The organism is Paenibacillus sp. CAA11 (assembly GCF_003060825.1).
Classification (GTDB): Bacteria; Bacillota; Bacilli; order Paenibacillales; family Paenibacillaceae; genus Fontibacillus.
This window is the reverse complement of sequence record NZ_CP028922.1, coordinates 947,949-965,290: the sequence shown is the minus strand read 5'-3', so window position 1 is coordinate 965,290 and position 17,342 is coordinate 947,949. Positions and strand designations below refer to the sequence as shown.

The following is a 17,342-nucleotide window of genomic DNA, read 5'->3' as shown; positions in this document are numbered from 1 at the left end:
AGCACAACCTGGAATAGACGTCAACCAGCACCGCCTCTCTTCACCCTTTCAAGCAAAAAGACCATCCACCGAAAAAACGGTTGGATGGTCTTGTGCTGCTCCTGGTGTATAAATGGCGCTAGCCATATTTTTCTTAAAATGCCGGAATGGCGATCTCACCATAGTTGTCCTCGAAGAACTTCTTCACTTCCGGACTTGCCAAATGCTTAGCCAGCTTCTGGATCGGCTCCGAATCCGCGTTGTCCTTACGGGCGACAAGCGTAATTGCAAAGGTGCTGTCCTCCCCTTCTGTAACCAGCGCATCCTTCTTCGGTGTAAGTCCGAGCGGCTTCGCGTAAGCAGGCGTCATAGCCACGAGGTCCATGTCATCCAGCGAACGGGCCAGCATCAGCAGATCGACCTCTTTGAACTTGAAATTCTTCTTGTTCTCTACGATGTCAGCTTGGGTCGCGTTGATGCCGACACCCTCCTTCAGCTTGATCAGTCCGTTCATGGCAAGCATGTTCAAGCTGCGTCCAATGTTGGACGGATCGTTGGCAATCGCGATGGTTGCCCCTTCAGGAAGCTCATCGATGCTCTTATAGCGCTTGGAATACGCTCCGTAGATCGCATTGTACACAGGTTGAACGGCTACAAGATCCGCATGGTTCTCTTCGTTATACTGCTCCATGTAAGGCACGTGCTGGAAGAAGTTCGCATCCACTTCCTTGTGCGCCAGCGCGTTGTTCGGCTGAATGTTGTCGGACAGGATGACAACCTCCAGGTTAATGCCGTCTTTCTTCAGTGCAGGCTTAATCAGTTCAAGCACATCTGTCATTGGGGGAATCAGACTGGCTACTTTCAGGGTAACTTCCTTCGAATCCTTGTTGTTTGCTGCTGCGGAATCTTTATTGTTGTTCGAGCAGCCCGCTGCTGTGATGGCAAATACAGCTGCCAGCAGCAGTATCATCATTTTTTTCATCATGTATCCCTCCGCTGATGTAATAAGTAAAATAGCTTTCTAAACTTAAGTAACTCCAGGTTAGCGCTTGTCCAGCCGCCTTGCCAACAAGGTGCCGACAAATTGAATCGTCTGTACCAAAATGATCATCACGATAATGGCGAAAATCATAATTCCGGTCTCAAACCGCTGGTAGCCATAACGAATGGCAAAGTCCCCTACACCGCCGCCGCCTACAATTCCCATCACGGTGGAATAGGAGATGAAGCTGATCGTTGAGGTCGTCAGTCCCCGGACCAATCCGGCCCTAGCCTCCACATACAGAAATTTGAAGATCAGCTGAAGGGTCGAAGCGCCCATGGAAGCCGCTGTTTCAAGCACAGCTCTCGGCACTTCAAGCAGGGCCTGCTCCACCAGCCGCGAATAGTAGGCGATGGCCATAATCGACAATGGCACGGCTGCCGCCAAGGTTCCAAAGCCTGTCCCGACCACAAACCGCGTGAACGGAATCAGGAATACAACCAAGAGCAGGAAAGGGAACGAACGAATAATGTTCACCAGCCCGTTTAAGATGAAGAACAGAATTCGGTTCTCATACTGCTGACCTTTTCGGCATAAATACAAGAGTGTTCCAAGAGGCAGCCCCAGCAGCACTGCAGCCACAATCGAAATGCCGACCATAATGAACGTATCGCCAATCGACTGCCAAATCTCATGCTGATACTTCATGACTTCATCCATCATGGCGCGGCCACCTCCCCTTCCTGTGCATTCGCTTGGTTCAGATAGCTGGCTGCAAGCTCCTCGGCAGACAACCTGCCGCCTTCTGGAGCTGCCAAGGTCGCCACGATTCGACCATGCTTCATGACGGACGCCCGCTGGCAGAGCCTTGTTACAACGTCCATCTCATGCGTTACAATGGCAATCGTCACACCAAGCTCCCGGTTCACCTGCCCGAGCACCTCCAGAATATCTCCCGTCGTCTGCGGGTCAAGAGCCGAAGTCGGCTCGTCACACAGCAGCACTTTGGGCCGCCCGGCAAGTGCTCGGGCAATCGCCACCCGCTGCTTCTGCCCGCCGGATAGCTGGGCAGGATACTGGCCGGCCTTCTCCGGCAGGCCGACAAACTCCAGGCATTCCACCGCCCGGGCAAGCCGCTCCTTCTTCGGAACGCCTGCGAGCTCTAGGGGAAGCAGGATGTTCCCCTGCACCGTCCGATTGGCGATGAGGTTGAAGTGCTGAAAGATCATCCCGGTCTCCCGCCTAGCCAGCCTCAGTTCCCGCTCTTTCATGAGGGTGAGCTCTCTGCCGTCTACCAGCACACGGCCTTCGTCCGGGCGTTCCAGCAAATTCATCATGCGCAGCAGGGTTGATTTACCTGCACCGCTTGATCCGATAATTCCGTGAATTTCGCCCCGGCCAATGTCCAGCGAGACGGATTGCACGGCCTGATGGGGCTCTTGCGAGTGGCCAAATCTTTTACTTACCTGCTGTAGAGAAATCACGTCATTTGCCCTCCTCATAGACATAAAGAAAGCTCGCCGGAATCCCCTCCGAAGCGAGCAGCTGATCCATTCTATGTATGACCAGACTATATTCCAAACTACATCCCGTCTTCATCATACATGACACCGGTTGCCACATCTCAATATGTTACCATTCTGCAAACTTACGAATCAATAGTTTTCGCAAATTTTCAAATGGCAAAGCAAACCACTTTCCACAAAAAAAAAGACCCGGCGCATGATGCTGCACCGGATCTATGTCACTTAATATTATTGCTCGAATGGATAGCGCAGTCCCCATTGACTGCGAACCTCATCCAGCAACCGCATAATGTTCAGCGATTCTTCCAGCGTGATTACCGAACTTTCGGTCCGTCCTTCTCTTAAAGCTCTTCCAACCTCTTCGGCTTCAAAGGCATACCCTGCGAAGCTGCGGTCATCGTTGAACGTCTCAGGCTCCTGTCCGTCCAAATGAAGCGTAGCGGATTTGGCGAACAAGAACGAAGGGATATGAATATACCCTTCGGTTCCGTGAATATAGGCATCGTTCGGCAGCCCGAGCCGGATCGCTCCCTGCAGGGAAGCCGATTTCCCGCCCGGGTAGCTGAGCAGGATGGAGAACTGTTCATCGACACCCGTCTCGCCCAGATGCGCGGTACTCCACACCTTCTCCGGCTTGGCCCCTAGGACCATCGATGCGAAGGATACGGGGTAAATCCCTGCATCGAGCAGCGCACCTCCGCCCAGGTCCGGATTAAGCAGCCGGTTCTGAGGATCCCAACCCATGCGGAAGCCAAATTCCGCCTTCACCAAACGGACCTCCCCGATCCGACCGGCGTTAAGCCATTCGCGCACCTTGACCATCGGCGGCAGAAACCGCGTCCACATTGCTTCCATTAGAAACAGCTTATGCTCACGGGCATACTGCACCAATTCTTCCAGCTCCCGGCTGTTCACCGTGAAGGGCTTCTCGCATAGCACCGCCTTGCCAGCACGCAGAGCGCCCATTACATTCTCATGGTGATAGGGATGCGGCGTAGCCACATACACGGCCTCCACCTCAGGATCATTCACCAGCTCTTCATAGCTCCCATATGCCTTAGGAATCTTATATTCTGCTGCAAACCTGTTAGCGCTCTCAATTGTACGTGAACCAGCGGCATGTAGCTCTCCATTACTCGTATGTATCATATCTGCTGCAAATTGATGGGCAATGCCCCCGGTCCCGATAATCCCCCACTTGACCTTCCGAGAATTCAATTGTGCCATTTGCCTGTTCTCCTCCTTCAGGATGACTCTATAGATGATGATATCATTGCTTGCCTTGATTCTACCAGAGGATTCGCCGCCCTGTCTGTAACGGGAAACATAATATTCCATTAACCTTGAACCACAACGATGTATTGAGGCATATTTGATCCAGCAAATCTATGTGAACTCTAATACTCTCCTTTAATTACGAAAAACGTGCCCCGAATCGTTCCGGCCAGTTTGGATTTCTGTCTGGCGAACTTAAACTTCTTCTCCTCTAGCTCCTTTGGAACTTCCATCCCCTCGGAAAGCTTAAAGCCAACGGCTCGCTTCTTAGGATCATCCACCGTATACATGACGTTGACCCCCAGGCCATCCTCATAAAAAACGAAGGCCCATTTGATATTCTCCACTTGAAAACGCGAGGTTTGAAGAGGTTTGGCCGCAAACTCAATACCACGTTCCTCTCGCAAGATCCGGTGCACATAATCAAGGGTCTCCTGGCTCTCGCTTGCCGGTATAACTGTAAATTCATGTTTGTACTTATTCATAAAGTAACGGGCTTCATTCGCACGTAAACCAGCAAGTGCTTCCGCTACAGGGGAAGATTCTAACCCAGCCGTAGACACATTTTTAAAATCAACAACAGTGGACATTACCATCATTCCTTCTCTTTATCAGATCATTTCCTAACAACTGGAATCCACATTTCGCCAAAAGACTGGCCGTCTCGCTGCCCCATCACCACCACCGCATTGGGCCCGCCAACATAAGCAACATGGCTTGCATCCGGCAGGACTTGACCAAAGGCAATTCCGGCAAGTGCGTTACTGAGTTCATCGGCCGTCCTCCCTTCCCCTTTAACAACCAGGTATTCCCCCTTCGGGAACTGAATAACCCTAGACCCCTCCGATGCGGGTGGCGATGCCTCTGTCATGACTCCGGCATAATACATCATTTTGTTATTCACAGCTTCATTTACGGCAAAAACGTAGTTATTGGCAGCCATGGCTTTTAAAGTGTCAAGTCTTCCATCTTGGCTAACTGCCTGCCAGAAGTCCGACTTTTCCTGATTGATGCCGGCATAGTCCATGTAATCGCTCTTAAGCTCAGTTCCAAGACCAAAAACGATAAAGCCCTCTTTTTCTTCCAGTGTGTAATCTGCCATATTCATAACCTTCCTTCTTCTTGATTATTTTGTGTTCCTTACTTGATAGGTATATGATAGCTTTAAATCATGTCAAAAAATGATACTGTTTAGGGGCTCTTATGAAAAAAGTTGAACGGATTAATACCATCATGCGGTATATCAACAACCGATCTCAATTTACCATTTCTGAAATCATGCGGGAGTTTAATATTTCCCGTTCGACAGCTATTCGAGATGTCAGGGAAATTGAGGCATTAGGGATGCCGCTTGTCGCTGAAGTCGGCAGGGATGGGGGGTATTTTGTCATGCACAACTCTCTCCTGCCCGGAGTGCGTTTTACCGATAACGAGGTTAAAGCTCTTTTTATTGCCTTTATGGCCACAAGAAATGCGCAGCTCCCCTATTTAAAGAGTCGTCAGTCATTAGCTGAAAAATTACTGGGCCTTATCTCAACCAACCAGCAAGATGACCTTGTTCTATTAAATCAAATCTTGCTCTTTGCAGGAACCAATCCGCATAATCCTGACCTGCTAGAGCTGTCAGACCTTCCCCACCCCATGTTAGAGAAACTCATTCAAAACCTGCTTAGGGATAGACATTTATGGATTACGATCGAAGAAGAGAAGGGCACCAAGTCGTATACTATTTATCTCTTGCACCTGTATCACGAAAAAGGCCTTTGGCAGATGGAGGGCTTTGATTTAAAGGAAGAGAGGAAGAAGATTTTCCCCGTTGACAGGCTCGTCGATATCAAGCCTTATCCGGCGAAAAGAAGATTGAGTCAGAAAAAGATTTTCGAAAAATTAAGCAAGCAGGAAGAAGAAATCAACCTTGTCCTTGAACTGGGTCCAAAAGCCATTGCACAGTACAAAAAGTATCATCCTTTAAAAGCTTCAATTTCCTTCACGAATCCTTATCAAACTACAGCCATTCTAAAGATGTTCATCCATGTGGATAAGCCCGAAGAATTGGCCGAAATCATAAACTGGCTTCTATTCCTAGGCGGGGAGATCAGGGTCAGGAAAGCGCCAGAAGAAATCTTGGAGGATATACAGGAGAGGATAGATGGTCTTAAAGGGCAGTTGGGTAAACCTGCACTACATACGAATGTCAGGTTCTAAAGCATGGCCAAGGCCGCCATCAGAATTTTGATAGGCACGTACAACATTACCGACCAAAGTAGGATGAGCACCTTCAAAGAGAACTTCAAATAGTCGCCGTTCCAAAACAAAACGCGGCGACCTCTTAGAGCGGGCGCCGCGTCACATCTATCATTAGCTGTTAATCATACTCATTGTATTCCCATTCGCCTTCCGGCATCTCATATTCATCTGAAGAAAAACGCTGCTCCTTGAAGGGATCGGCGGTATTGTGGAAGCCGTTGCTTTCCCAGAAGCCCTTGCGGTCCTCCTTCATAAATTCAATGCCTCGCACCCACTTGGCGCTTTTCCAGAAATACAGGTGGGGAACCACCAGGCGCAGCGGGAATCCATGCTTCGGCGTAAGCGGCTGACCATTGTAATGAAAGGCCAGCAGAACATCCTCATGCAGTAGATCCTCCAGCGGCAAATTCGTCTCATAATCCGTGTCGGCATGAATCATCACAAACTTGGCCTCCGGCTTCACCTTCAGCACCTTCATCAAATCCGTAAATTTCACGCCCTCCCAGCGGGTATCGAACTTGGACCAGCGGGTAACACAGTGAATATCGCTGAGGGTGTCTGTCTGAGGCATGGCCTTCAGGTCTGCAAGGCTGAATGTAAGCTCTTCTTCAACTTCGCCAAATACCCGCAAACTCCAGGTCTCCAGATTGTACTCGGGAACCGGGCCTTCGTGCAGAATAGGGAACTTCTCGGTCAGGGTCTGCCCAGGGGGCAGGCGGTGCGCAAGAGATGGGTCTACGATATCCGCTTGCTGCGGAACTTTAGCTGATTTCAGGCGGTCTGCTTTATCATGCATCTAGGATGAGCCTCCTACGCTTGTAGATTTTCTTGATTTGATATTCTAACGCATTACCGCACTATTGTAAAATAGATATAGATCTTCTCCGGCATGTTCATCGCATATTTATTACGGTGTATGAGTGCCCGCTGAATCATGATTATGCCTTTTCTGTATCTCATTCACGCCCATCACTACAGCGATAAGTTCGCTGCTGTTAAGTCTTGACGAATAGTTCTGGAGACGATAGGCACTGGAGCGAAGCCATCCGTTAACCTCTGCAAATTCTGCGGCCAACTCCCCGGTTACAATATCGCGAACAACATATTCCCTGGAGAAGGCCGGGGACTTAATTTCATAGGTCCCTCTCCCGTCCGTATCATACTCATACCGTTTGGAAAAGAAGCTCATCCGCTCACGCAGCACGCCTAGAAGACTGCCATTCTGACCTTCTACCTTCCATTTTGTAAAGCGAAATTTACCGCTGCACTCAAGTTCATGACGGGAATTATACACATCTATGGAAGAACCGAAAGCGCTCTTGAGATCCAATGCTCCAACGACCTGCCCCGTGGGGTCCATCACCTCCGTCATTCCACTGTTAAAAAAATTGTCCTTAAAATACAACTCAGCGTCCATCTGCTCATCCCCCTCACAGCTCTAGGCTTATTTGCCGATTATCCGTTCATTTGCCCCGTTCAGCGTAAATTCAACCTCTCGTGTGACCGATGCGCTCTGAATAGCCGCATAAGCCGGATGGCTTGGCGGCACGTCACTCCATAGCTGCCCCGGGTCATGAAGAAAATCCGAACGCTCACCGTTCATTTTCACAACACGATCCAGAAGAATTACAGCTTCCGCGCGAGTACAGATCCGCTCCGGCTCGAATCTGCCGTTACCTATCCCCTTCATAACCCCCTTGTTCACAGCCGCCTGAATCTCCCGTGCGGCCCAGTGGTTCTCAATATCCTTGAAGTCATGATGTATAGAAGAAGGCAGCTCGAGCTTAAAGAACCTTGCGAGGAATACAGCGGCTTCTGAACGGCTTAGGGGTTGTTCCGGATGGAAATAGCCCTTGGCATCTCCTTTAAGCACCCCGGCGCTCTCCATGAATCCAATCGACGGATAGGCGGGATGGGACTTAGGGATGTCCTTAAATGTCACTGAATCCTTGGGGAAGTCGCTCGACCCAATTCCAAAGGCAGCGGTCATCATGTTGACAAACTCTGCACGGGAGACGGGCTTATCTGGTGAAAATCTACCGTCATCAGCTCCTGAGACATATTTGGATATAGTCACTCTTTGATTCAGCCCGGACAGCAGCAGAACTTTGTAATCGGCCGAGGAATCGAGGCGTACCTGTGCGCTTACTTCTCCCCGGCGGCCATCTTCGGTAAACTCCAGCACCGCTGGCTGAAGCTTGGTATCGCCAAGCTCCCGTTTGTCTGCAATCACCATGTTAGTTCTGTGGATGTCGTAACTAGATGGAATTGCTGAAGACTCGAAAGATACGGTAAGCTCCCCGGAACCGGAGAAATTGCCCTCCATATGCAGCGATTTATTCATACTAACCTTTACTTTATAGTAATGGAAAAAATCCCTGAGAGGAGCGGAGGATGTCATTTCCCCCCATCGTGCCTTCTCTTCCTCCCGATTCTCAGCGACCCCGAACTTGAGCTCAAGACGGCCCTTGCTCTCAAGCACATCTTGCAGCTGCTCTACAGACAAGGTCAGCTTATGCTCATCAAATCGCAAGCTCAGTGCAACCTTCCCCTCAACCAGCAGCTTGAGCGGCTCGGTTGGGATGACCATCTGCACTGTAGGCTGTGCCTTGCCCGGTTCATCCAGCCGGAGGGCGGCTGTCCCTCCTTGCTTCGCAGCTTCACTTACCAGCCTCCGCGCTTGCTCAAGGGACAGCTGGACCACCGGCATTTCCAAAGCCTCCCCTTTACCGGCCAGATCTGCCGATTGCTCGGCAGGCTGTGCCGAGACTGCGCCAGCCGTATCAAGCGCAGCAAGATGCCCGCCTCCGCCCAGCAGCAGCATAGCCGCGAGGCTCCCTTGTACCATACGTTTCGTTGCCCTTGCTCTTCCCATCTGTTGATTCCCCCTCCTGCAAAGCTCACCGTCATTAACATCCATAGGATGCTGTCATATATTGAAACTATATAATAGAACGCAAAATACAGGTAAAAGTTGTAAGTAGGTGCAGCGAAAAAAGCCAGCTCCCTATGAATAGAGTAGCTGGCTAACTTGAAAAGCTGGGCCGCATCCTTATATAGACGGCATCACATTGCCGCCGGATACCGGAATGTAGGCTCCGGTGATAAAGCTGGCGAGATCCGATGCCAAGAAGGCAACCACATTGGCGATCTCCTGATCGGTGCCCCGGCGCTTAAGCGGTACCGATTGCTCATAGGATTCGCTGCGCTCCGTCTGGTTCGTCCGGTCCCGCTCACTAATCGTCCAACCCGGCGCGACCTGATTTACGGTAATCTGATGCTCGCCAATTTCCTTCGCCAGGACGCGGTACACCCCGTCCATGCCCCGCTTACCGGCAACATAAGCTGACTGTGTCGGAAAGTTCTGCATCGAGCATTCGGTATTGATGCCGATGATGCGGCCGCACCTTTGTTCGATCATGTGGGGCACAAAGGCCTTGGACAGATGCACAGCCTGCAGCACCGTGGAATTGAATTGGTCCATATAATCATTCGGGTCCTGTTCCAGAACCGTAGTCCACGTATATTGAGATACAGCATTTCCTACCACAATGTCCGGAAGCTTAAAGTCCCGAGCCAGCGCATCCCTCATTTGCAGCACAGAGTCCAGCTTAGAGATGTCGGCAGAGACCAGGAATGCACGGCGTCCAAGCTCTTCAATCTCCTGCTGTACGGTTTCAGCCTTCTGGCGGTTGCTATAATAATGAAGCGCAATATCCGCTCCGCACTTAGCCAGCGTCCGGGCCATTACGCGGCCAAGCTCACCGCTTGCGCCTGTAATGAGCGCTGTCTTCCCCGTCAAATCTATTGAAATCATGTTGCACCTCCCAGCGATTACGCATATTCTATCCCTGTCCTATTCGTCACACCAAGTGGCATATCCTTCCTGCCTCTGCTCGTTTCATTAAGCCCTCCTTATTCTATCAAAAACGTCAAGCCGACTTCCATGTAAAGGTAACTACGCCCTGCGAGGGCAGGCTGTACGCGAACGATCTAGATTGATAGCGCACCTTGAATGCCCTGCCTTCCGAATCTGTATTATGAACGACAAGAACAGTAGAACCGTCAGGGTTCTGATAAGCTACAGACTGAATCCCCGACGCCTGAGGGGACGAATCGATCCGCACCGCTCCGGGCTGCACAAATTTACTTGTATGGCCCAGAACATAATACTCAACGTTTTTCGTTACCTCTCCAGTCTTTGGATCAATCGTGACGACACCGCGGCAGTTCTGACAGCCCCCATTTGCCGGGCCTCCCTGGTCATCCAGTGCCATGTTCCACATCAGCACCGTCTTCGCCCAATTCCTAGGAGCTCCAATCATCAGATTGGACATCTCCCAGCTAAGATTGTCGCCAAAATTCATATTCCAGTCTCCGCCACCGCATTCCGTGAAATAAATACCTTTATCCGGATGCTCGGCATGCACCTCGCTCATCGCCTCCGGCTCTCCAGCATAGCAGTGGTAGGCCGTGCCGTCGGTATAGGCTCGCGCTCCTTCGTTACTAAGCAGCTTGTCTGCATAGCGGACACCCTGATCCCAATTGTGGTCGTACCCAATAATTTTGGCAGATATGTCATTTTGCTTGAAAGCCGGTCCCAAGCTGTCACGAATAAATGTGGCCTGCTCTTCCGCACCCATGCTCATGCTAGGGTAGTTTGGCGTTGTAAATTCCGGTTCATTCTGCAGCGTAACCGCATAGATCGGAACTCCCGACTGCTTATATGCCTGAATATACTTCACAAAATATTGCGCATACGTCTTGTACACCTGTGGATTCTCATAATTCAAATACCATCCGTTTGGAATCTTGGCACCGTACTTCATCCAGGCCGGGGCAGTCCATGGTGTACCCATGATCTTCACCCGCGGGTTCAGCTTAACAATCTCCTGCAGCGTGCGGATAACATCAGCATCCTTAGCTACAGAGAAATGGCTCAGCATGTAGTCCGTGGTCCCCGCCGGAATGTCATCATACGTATAAGTGCTTGCTTTGCCCTCTGCATCCACCGAGAAATCCGATGCACCGATCGAGTGGCGCAGGAAACTGAGATGAATGCCCTGCTCTGTAAACAGGTCTTTCAGCAGCGCTTCCCGCTGGCCACTGGACAGCTTGTGGTTCATCAGGTAAGCCGTGGAACCCGTGATGCTCGCCCCAAAGCCGTCCATGGTCTGATATTTGATCCCCGGATTGACATCAATCGTAGTGACACTTGAGGTGTTGTCCGTATAAAAGGTAACCGGCGCTTTCGCTGTAAGCAAATTGGATTGATCCGCCGTCGTCATCCAGACTTGGACCGTTCCTCCTGCGGTCTCTGCCCGCCCAAGCATAACAGACAGCATTATAACGATACAGACGGCTATGAGCGCTAAGGCGATTAGTATTTTAGGCTTACGCCTGAATCTAAACATATTCACCCTCCCTTGGGAAGAATAAGGCCGTGAGCCTTAAACCATGAGAAAAGAGCCGGGTGATTAGCCCCGGCCCTTAGTTAAAAGCTCGAAAGATTATTTCTTCGGTCTAGCTTTGCTTGCTGAAATCGTAACACTGCCTTTCAAACGAATATCGTCAGAGGAACTGCCTACGTAAATCGGCACATTCCCAGACGGCATGACCCAAGCATGTGTATGCTCGTCCCAGTAAGAGAATGCTTTCGGATCGAGGTCGATCTTCACGCTTTGCTGCTTGCCTGGCTTCAATTCGATCTTGGCAAAGCCTGCGAGCTGCTTAGCCGGCGTCTCGGCTTGGGTTGGCAGCTTGCCTGTATAGACCTGAACGACTTCCGAACCGGTCAGCTTACCAGTATTGCGGAGGTTCAGCTGTACCTGAACCGGATTGCCGCTGTTGCCGCTAGTCTTCACATGCAGGTTGCGATAATCAAAGGTAGTATAAGAGAGGCCATGCCCAAAGGCAAATGCCGGCTTAATTCCCTCTTTCTCATAACCCTTGTATCCGACGAATATGCCATCGTCATATTGGGATACCCCGTTTACACCAGGGAAAGATTCTTTTGCCGAGACAGGGGTTGCATTCTCATCCACCGGGAAGGTAACCGGCAGCTTACCGGACGGATTCACATCCCCGAATAGAACGCGTGCAATCGCGTTCCCCTGCTCCTGGCCTGCGAACCAAGCCTGAACGATCGAAGGAACCTGGTCCTGCCATGTGCTCGTCTGCACGGCACGTCCGCTCATCTGTACGACAACGGTATGCGGATTGGCAGCCGCAACCGCACGGATGAGGCGATCCTGGTTATTCGGAAGGTCCAGGTTGGAAGGATCTGTGTTCCCCTCACTGTCATAAGTCCGTACAACGACAACGGCTACATCGGAATCAGCGGCCAGCTTCACAGCCTTCTCCATCTTGGATTCCACAGCCTGCTTCGGCGCTTCCCATCCGAAGCGAACCTGGGCGCCATAGTCGCCATTCACACCTTTTACATCGGTACGATACTCAATTTTGATGCTGTGTGATTCTCCAGCTTTCAGAGATACTGTTGCTTTGGACGTATCCAGCGTCTTACCTGCGCGGTCAATTAACAATTGATCATCAAGGTACAGCTTGCTGGAACCTAGACTTGTCAGTGTAAGAACATAATCACCTGTAGAAGGTACTGTGATATTTCCTGTCCAGCGTGCAGACATCTGACCATTCAAGTTGCCAGGAGTCTGCGATACTTTAGGAGATTGCGCGTTAAATCCGCCAAAGTTATAGAAGCCAAGGTTCAAGTTCACCTGTGCATCCGTGCGGACAAGCTCCGGCTCGCCCTCCAGATTGGTGTTGGTCCAGTATTCTCCATGTAGGCCAGTTTCCGTGGAGTCTGTTCCTTCAGTAGACAACACAGAAGAAGGCACCGCAGAAGGACCGGCCAGAATATCACCAGCTGTAATGGGATCGGTTCCCGGCTCATAATTTACCTTCACCTTGTCGCCGGCCCGATTCTTAATTCCTTCAAGCGGGCTAACTGTATAGGTTGGGTTCACAAGCGAGCTGCCGCCGCCCGCCGCAGAAGCATTGTCTGCATCCGGTCCAATGACAGCAATGGACTTCAGTTTGCTTGAATTCAGCGGAAGCTGGGATTTGTTATTCTGCAGTAGAACCATTCCTTCTTCCGCCAGTTCACGGGCTACTGCACCATGCTGCTGAGCCGGAATTTGGTTATTCTGTGCAGGGTGATCAAACAAGCCTTTATCAAACATTTGCAGCAGAATCCGGCTTGCCATCTCGTCAATCTGCGCTTCGCTAACTTGACCATTCTTCACAGCTTCTAAGAGATGGCTCCCCCATTTTCCATTCGGCTCGCCTGGTGTCTCCAGATCAAGACCGGCCAGAGCGGATTCTACTGTACTCATATTTGCGCCATAGTCACTCATAATGAAGCCTTTGAAGCCAAGCTGCTTCTTCAGAATGTCGGTCATTAATGTCTTGTTATCACAGGCGGCGACCCCGTTCACCTTATTGAACGAGCACATGGCGGCACCCAGATTAGCCTTCTCCACGGCCGCTGCGAAAGGACGCATATAAACTTCCTCAATCGCACGCTCTGAGGCTTCCGAGTTAATCGTAAACCGCTCCGTCTCCTGATTGTTCAAAAGAAAGTGCTTCGCAGTTGCAATCACTGGATGGCTCTGCACGCCACTTACATAGCTGACTCCCAGCTCGGACTGCAGCAGCGGGTCTTCTCCGAGTGATTCAAAATTGCGTGCTCCCCAAGGCATACGGGCGATGTCGAATCCCGGTCCCAACAGAACATTATGCGTTGTATTATAAGCCTCATCTCCAAGCAGATCGCCATAGCGCTTAGCAGCGTCCGTATCCCAAGTTGCTGCGAGTGCGATCGGCGCTGGCAGTGACGTGGATTTCTTATCCTGGATATCCGGATTCGCGATCCGCACACCGGCTGGACCGTCTGCCATCTGCAGCGCCGGAATTCCGTATTTCTCCAGCGGTGCATTATAGAAGCCATAGTAGTTATTTAGATTGCCGGTAACAAAAGATACTTTATCCTCCAAAGTCATTGCTTTGAGCAGCAGCTCTGTGCGCTCCTCAGCGGACAAAGATGTGTTCATCCATGGCCGGTCTGTATCTGCCGCTGCAGCTTGAGTTTGGAGCGGTGGTGCAGCAACAACAGCGATAATGATGGCTAACGCTAGTAATCGAAACATCCTGAAAGACTTCGGTTTCACGTGTTAACTTCCTCCTCGTTGTAGGTCCTGCTTATCGATCATTCAGGCAATATTCTGCCCTATGGAACGTCTTTCGCTGTGATCTCATCAAGCTTTGAATCGTTATCTTTCACTTCCTCTCAATCTGGATTAACAGCGATATAATCTGTCGTTCCTCCTCCTTGCGAACAAGCAGTTTTGAAATTCTCGTAAAACACTAGCCTAATCTTTCTGCAAATTCATTGAATAATTTCTGGATAATTTTAAGTAAATATGCCAAAATAATAGTTTTTTATATACAAAAAGGGACCTCAGTCCCTTGAAAATCAGTGAGTCTATGACCCGTTTTTTCACTTGTCAGATATTAACTATCAAATATTTACTAACATTTTGAAGCTTTAGCCAACAAAATGGATGATTTCTGGAAGTGAAATCGGCAAGATTGCATTAAAAAACCTCGTTCATTTTCGAAAAATGAATGACGAGGTTTTAGAAATATAGCTATAAGATTGAACTAAAGTTTTATATTGAATTTTCTATTATCACGGCCTAATACGGTCCTATAACGTTCATTCTTTAGTTCATTCTATATAACTCCATATAATTATCCGCTGATTTAAGCGCCAAACCGCTGACGGTACCCGCATTTTCTGCAAAGCTCCTCCACCGCTTCCCGGCGCGAGAAGCCATAGTACAGATTGTTTGCCCTCTCGCTCTCCACAATGTCCGAGAAGGACTGGTCGTGAATATTGCCTAAATTAATCACTCCTTCACCATCCAGACAGCAAGGCACCACCGTTCCATCCACCAATACGGCAGCCTGTGTGCGCAGCGCATGACAGAAGCCTTTGCCATGATCCTCCGGCGCATCAAGACTCGGCCACTGGAACTCATGATCCTGGTTCAAGTAGATATTCCGGGCAATCTTCACACCGCTCCCCGGCACAACCTTCTCCTCAATCCTGTAATCGAGCCCGAACTCTTTTTCGATAATTTCTAGAGTCTCCCGGTTGCGCTGCCTCGTAAGATTAGTCATGTTATCCTGCGTTAAGTTCCACAACCGGAATGAGAAGATGACATCATACTGCTCTGCCTCCCGAACAAACGCAAGAATATCGGCCAAATACTTGTCCCGATCTGTTGAACCCTCATGCCCGTCAAAGCTATGCAGTGAGAAGTTCATCTGCCGTAAGGCCGGCTTGCCGAGAATCTTCGGCTTGGCCTTGTTAATCAAGGTTCCGTTCGTCGTCATGTTCACCTTAATGCCCTTCTCATCAGCTGCATCCAAGAGCTGGTCCAGCTTGGGATGAAGCAGCGGCTCTCCCTTCACATGAAGATAGATGTGGTTCGTATGCGGTTTGATCTGATCCAGGATGTTCCGGAAAGTCTCGACCTGAATGAACTTAGCTTGCCGGCTGGTCGGCGGGCAGAAGCTGCATGCTAAATTGCAGACACTGGTGATTTCAATATATACCTTTTTGAATGTTTTCAATTGAAGAAGCCCCATTCTTAATTCATATGTTGTGTATCAAAAAAAGCCCAAGCCGAAATTCAACTTGAGCTTTCTCTTCATTATATTAAATTTAAAGATTCCGGTAAATGACTGTTCCGCGTTCATTATAAAGCAAGCTTAAGGCTCCAGGGTCAGTACCACCACAGACATTGGAGGCAGTGTGAGCTCAAGCCCGCTCGAAGTTTGCTTGTAGGCCGTGAATTCTTCCGGCTTAATCTGCTCTGGCTGCGCGAATGTGTTATGCGCCTGCATATCGCCTGCGGTCAGCACTCTTCCGCCTACCCTAGCGGGCGCCTCAAGCCCTCTTAGCTCCACCTTCAGCACTGCTTCGGCACCTGGGTGCACATTGCATAAGCTCATGTGGATGTGGCCGTTCTGCTGTCTGGTTACAGATGCGCTCACTTGAGGGATTTGTTCCCCTTCATATTCATAGGTGCCGCTTGTCACGTTCGCTGCCAGCACATCAGCATCCTGATGCACCTTGAACATTTCAAACACATGATAGGTTGGCGTCAGCACCATCTTGGAGCCCTCTGTCAGAATCATCGCCTGTAACACATTGACCATCTGCGCGATGTTAGTCATCTGAACACGCTCATGATGCTTGTGGAAAATATGCAGGTGCAGCCCGGCTACAAACGCGTCCCGCAGGGAATTCTGTTGATAGAGGAAGCCTGGATTCGTTCCCGGCTCATGCAGGAACCAGGTTCCCCATTCGTCGACGATGAGTCCGACCCGCTTCGCTGGGTCATAGCGATCCATGATAGCAGAATGGCGGGTAATCAGCTCATCCATATACAGCGATTTCTTCATCGTCTCAAACCACTGGGCTTCACCGAAGCCAAGCGCCTGCTGCTTCTTCTCCCAATTGCCGGGAATCGTGTAGTTGTGCAGGCTGAGTCCGTCCAGCAAATGGCCGGCCTCCCGCATCAGCACCTCGGTCCAGCGGTAATCGTCCACGTTAGGTCCGCCAGCAATCTTATAAAGCTTATTGTCTCCGTAGTTGCGGGCATAGGTCTGATAGCGCCGATACAAATCGGCGTAATATTCAGGACGCATATTTCCGCCGCAGCCCCAATTCTCATTCCCGACCCCAAAGTATGTAAGTTTCCAAGGCTTCTCCCGGCCGTTCTCCTGGCGCCATTTGGCCATGGGAGACTCGCCGTCAAAGGTCATATATTCTACCCACTCCGACATCTCCTGCACCGTGCCGCTCCCGACGTTGCCGCAAATATACGGCTCGGCGCCAAGCATCTCGCACAGCTCGAAGAACTCATGGGTACCGAAGTGGTTATTCTCCACTACACCGCCCCAATGCGTGTTCACCATGCGTTTGCGCGCTTCCTTGGGCCCGATGCCATCTTTCCAGTGATACTCATCAGCAAAGCAGCCGCCTGGCCAGCGCAGCACAGGAATGCTGAGCTTCTTGAGCGCCTCTACCACATCGGTCCGAATCCCCTTATTATTCGGGATAGCTGAATCTTCACCCACCCAGAGGCCTTCATAAATACAGCGGCCCAAATGCTCGGCAAACTGTCCGTAAATATTCTTGTTAATCTTGCCCTGTACCCAATCCGTATTTACTAGCACTGTCCCGTTCATGTTCAGGTTCCTCCTAAATGATCTTCTATACAATAGTAGGTACTGCACAT

General features: G+C 50.3%; 15 protein-coding genes. 1 reads left to right on the top strand and 14 read right to left on the bottom strand.

Annotated features, from left to right (window positions below; genetic code table 11):
* Nucleotides 1-133: 133 nt before the first annotated feature.
* The 6 genes from DCC85_RS04350 to DCC85_RS04325 form a co-directional block, all read right to left on the bottom strand.
* Nucleotides 134-964: a MetQ/NlpA family ABC transporter substrate-binding protein gene (locus tag DCC85_RS04350; protein ID WP_108464472.1), complete on the bottom strand. Its 831-nt coding sequence runs from the start codon at nucleotides 962-964 to the stop codon at nucleotides 134-136.
* A 57-nt stretch (nucleotides 965-1,021) separates the two neighbouring features.
* The gene (locus tag DCC85_RS04345; RefSeq protein WP_108464471.1) at nucleotides 1,022-1,684 is read right to left on the bottom strand and encodes a methionine ABC transporter permease; all 663 of its coding nucleotides are present in this window, start codon (nucleotides 1,682-1,684) and stop codon (nucleotides 1,022-1,024) included.
* Nucleotides 1,681-2,445, bottom strand: coding sequence for a methionine ABC transporter ATP-binding protein (locus DCC85_RS04340; protein WP_234414342.1), 765 nt, complete (start codon nucleotides 2,443-2,445; stop codon nucleotides 1,681-1,683). Before DCC85_RS04340 ends, DCC85_RS04345 begins: the two co-directional genes overlap by 4 nt.
* Before the next feature lie 270 nt (nucleotides 2,446-2,715).
* Nucleotides 2,716-3,714 carry a Gfo/Idh/MocA family protein gene (locus DCC85_RS04335; RefSeq protein WP_108467721.1) on the bottom strand — a complete coding sequence of 333 codons (999 nt, stop codon included), beginning with the start codon at nucleotides 3,712-3,714 and terminating at the stop codon, nucleotides 2,716-2,718.
* A gap of 170 nt (nucleotides 3,715-3,884) precedes the next feature.
* Nucleotides 3,885-4,352 carry a phage tail protein gene (locus tag DCC85_RS04330; protein ID WP_108464469.1) on the bottom strand — a complete coding sequence of 156 codons (468 nt, stop codon included), beginning with the start codon at nucleotides 4,350-4,352 and terminating at the stop codon, nucleotides 3,885-3,887.
* A gap of 26 nt (nucleotides 4,353-4,378) precedes the next feature.
* Nucleotides 4,379-4,864, bottom strand: a complete 486-nt coding sequence (locus DCC85_RS04325; protein WP_108464468.1) for a GyrI-like domain-containing protein — start codon at nucleotides 4,862-4,864, stop codon at nucleotides 4,379-4,381.
* 101 nt (nucleotides 4,865-4,965) lie between these two features.
* On the opposite strand from DCC85_RS04325, the gene DCC85_RS04320 reads away from it, so the two are divergent.
* Complete coding sequence (locus tag DCC85_RS04320) at nucleotides 4,966-5,967, top strand: helix-turn-helix transcriptional regulator (RefSeq protein ID WP_108464467.1); 1,002 nt, start codon at nucleotides 4,966-4,968, stop codon at nucleotides 5,965-5,967.
* Between the two features lie 160 nt (nucleotides 5,968-6,127).
* Here DCC85_RS04320 and DCC85_RS04315 read toward each other — a convergent pair whose 3' ends face one another.
* The 8 genes from DCC85_RS04315 to DCC85_RS04280 all read right to left on the bottom strand — a co-directional run bounded on the left by DCC85_RS04315 (nucleotide 6,128) and on the right by DCC85_RS04280 (nucleotide 17,292).
* Nucleotides 6,128-6,805: a sulfite oxidase-like oxidoreductase gene (locus DCC85_RS04315; RefSeq protein ID WP_108464466.1), complete on the bottom strand. Its 678-nt coding sequence runs from the start codon at nucleotides 6,803-6,805 to the stop codon at nucleotides 6,128-6,130.
* A gap of 111 nt (nucleotides 6,806-6,916) precedes the next feature.
* Nucleotides 6,917-7,426, bottom strand: a complete 510-nt coding sequence (locus tag DCC85_RS04310; RefSeq protein ID WP_108464465.1) for a hypothetical protein — start codon at nucleotides 7,424-7,426, stop codon at nucleotides 6,917-6,919.
* Between the two features lie 27 nt (nucleotides 7,427-7,453).
* A complete protein-coding gene (locus DCC85_RS04305; RefSeq protein WP_159081776.1) occupies nucleotides 7,454-8,884 on the bottom strand; it encodes an S-layer homology domain-containing protein in 1,431 nt (476 codons plus the stop codon).
* Nucleotides 8,885-9,061: 177 nt separating this feature from the next.
* Nucleotides 9,062-9,826 carry an SDR family NAD(P)-dependent oxidoreductase gene (locus DCC85_RS04300; protein ID WP_442789519.1) on the bottom strand — a complete coding sequence of 255 codons (765 nt, stop codon included), beginning with the start codon at nucleotides 9,824-9,826 and terminating at the stop codon, nucleotides 9,062-9,064.
* A 115-nt stretch (nucleotides 9,827-9,941) separates the two neighbouring features.
* Nucleotides 9,942-11,423: a glycoside hydrolase family 30 protein gene (locus DCC85_RS04295; RefSeq protein WP_108464463.1), complete on the bottom strand. Its 1,482-nt coding sequence runs from the start codon at nucleotides 11,421-11,423 to the stop codon at nucleotides 9,942-9,944.
* Between the two features lie 96 nt (nucleotides 11,424-11,519).
* Nucleotides 11,520-14,198, bottom strand: a complete 2,679-nt coding sequence (locus DCC85_RS04290) for a beta-glucosidase (RefSeq protein WP_108464462.1) — start codon at nucleotides 14,196-14,198, stop codon at nucleotides 11,520-11,522.
* 595 nt (nucleotides 14,199-14,793) lie between these two features.
* The gene (locus tag DCC85_RS04285) at nucleotides 14,794-15,669 is read right to left on the bottom strand and encodes a radical SAM/SPASM domain-containing protein (RefSeq protein WP_199909973.1); all 876 of its coding nucleotides are present in this window, start codon (nucleotides 15,667-15,669) and stop codon (nucleotides 14,794-14,796) included.
* A 138-nt stretch (nucleotides 15,670-15,807) separates the two neighbouring features.
* Entirely contained in the window at nucleotides 15,808-17,292 is a 1,485-nt protein-coding gene (locus DCC85_RS04280) for an alpha-N-arabinofuranosidase (protein WP_108464460.1), read from the bottom strand.
* Nucleotides 17,293-17,342 lie beyond the last annotated feature (50 nt).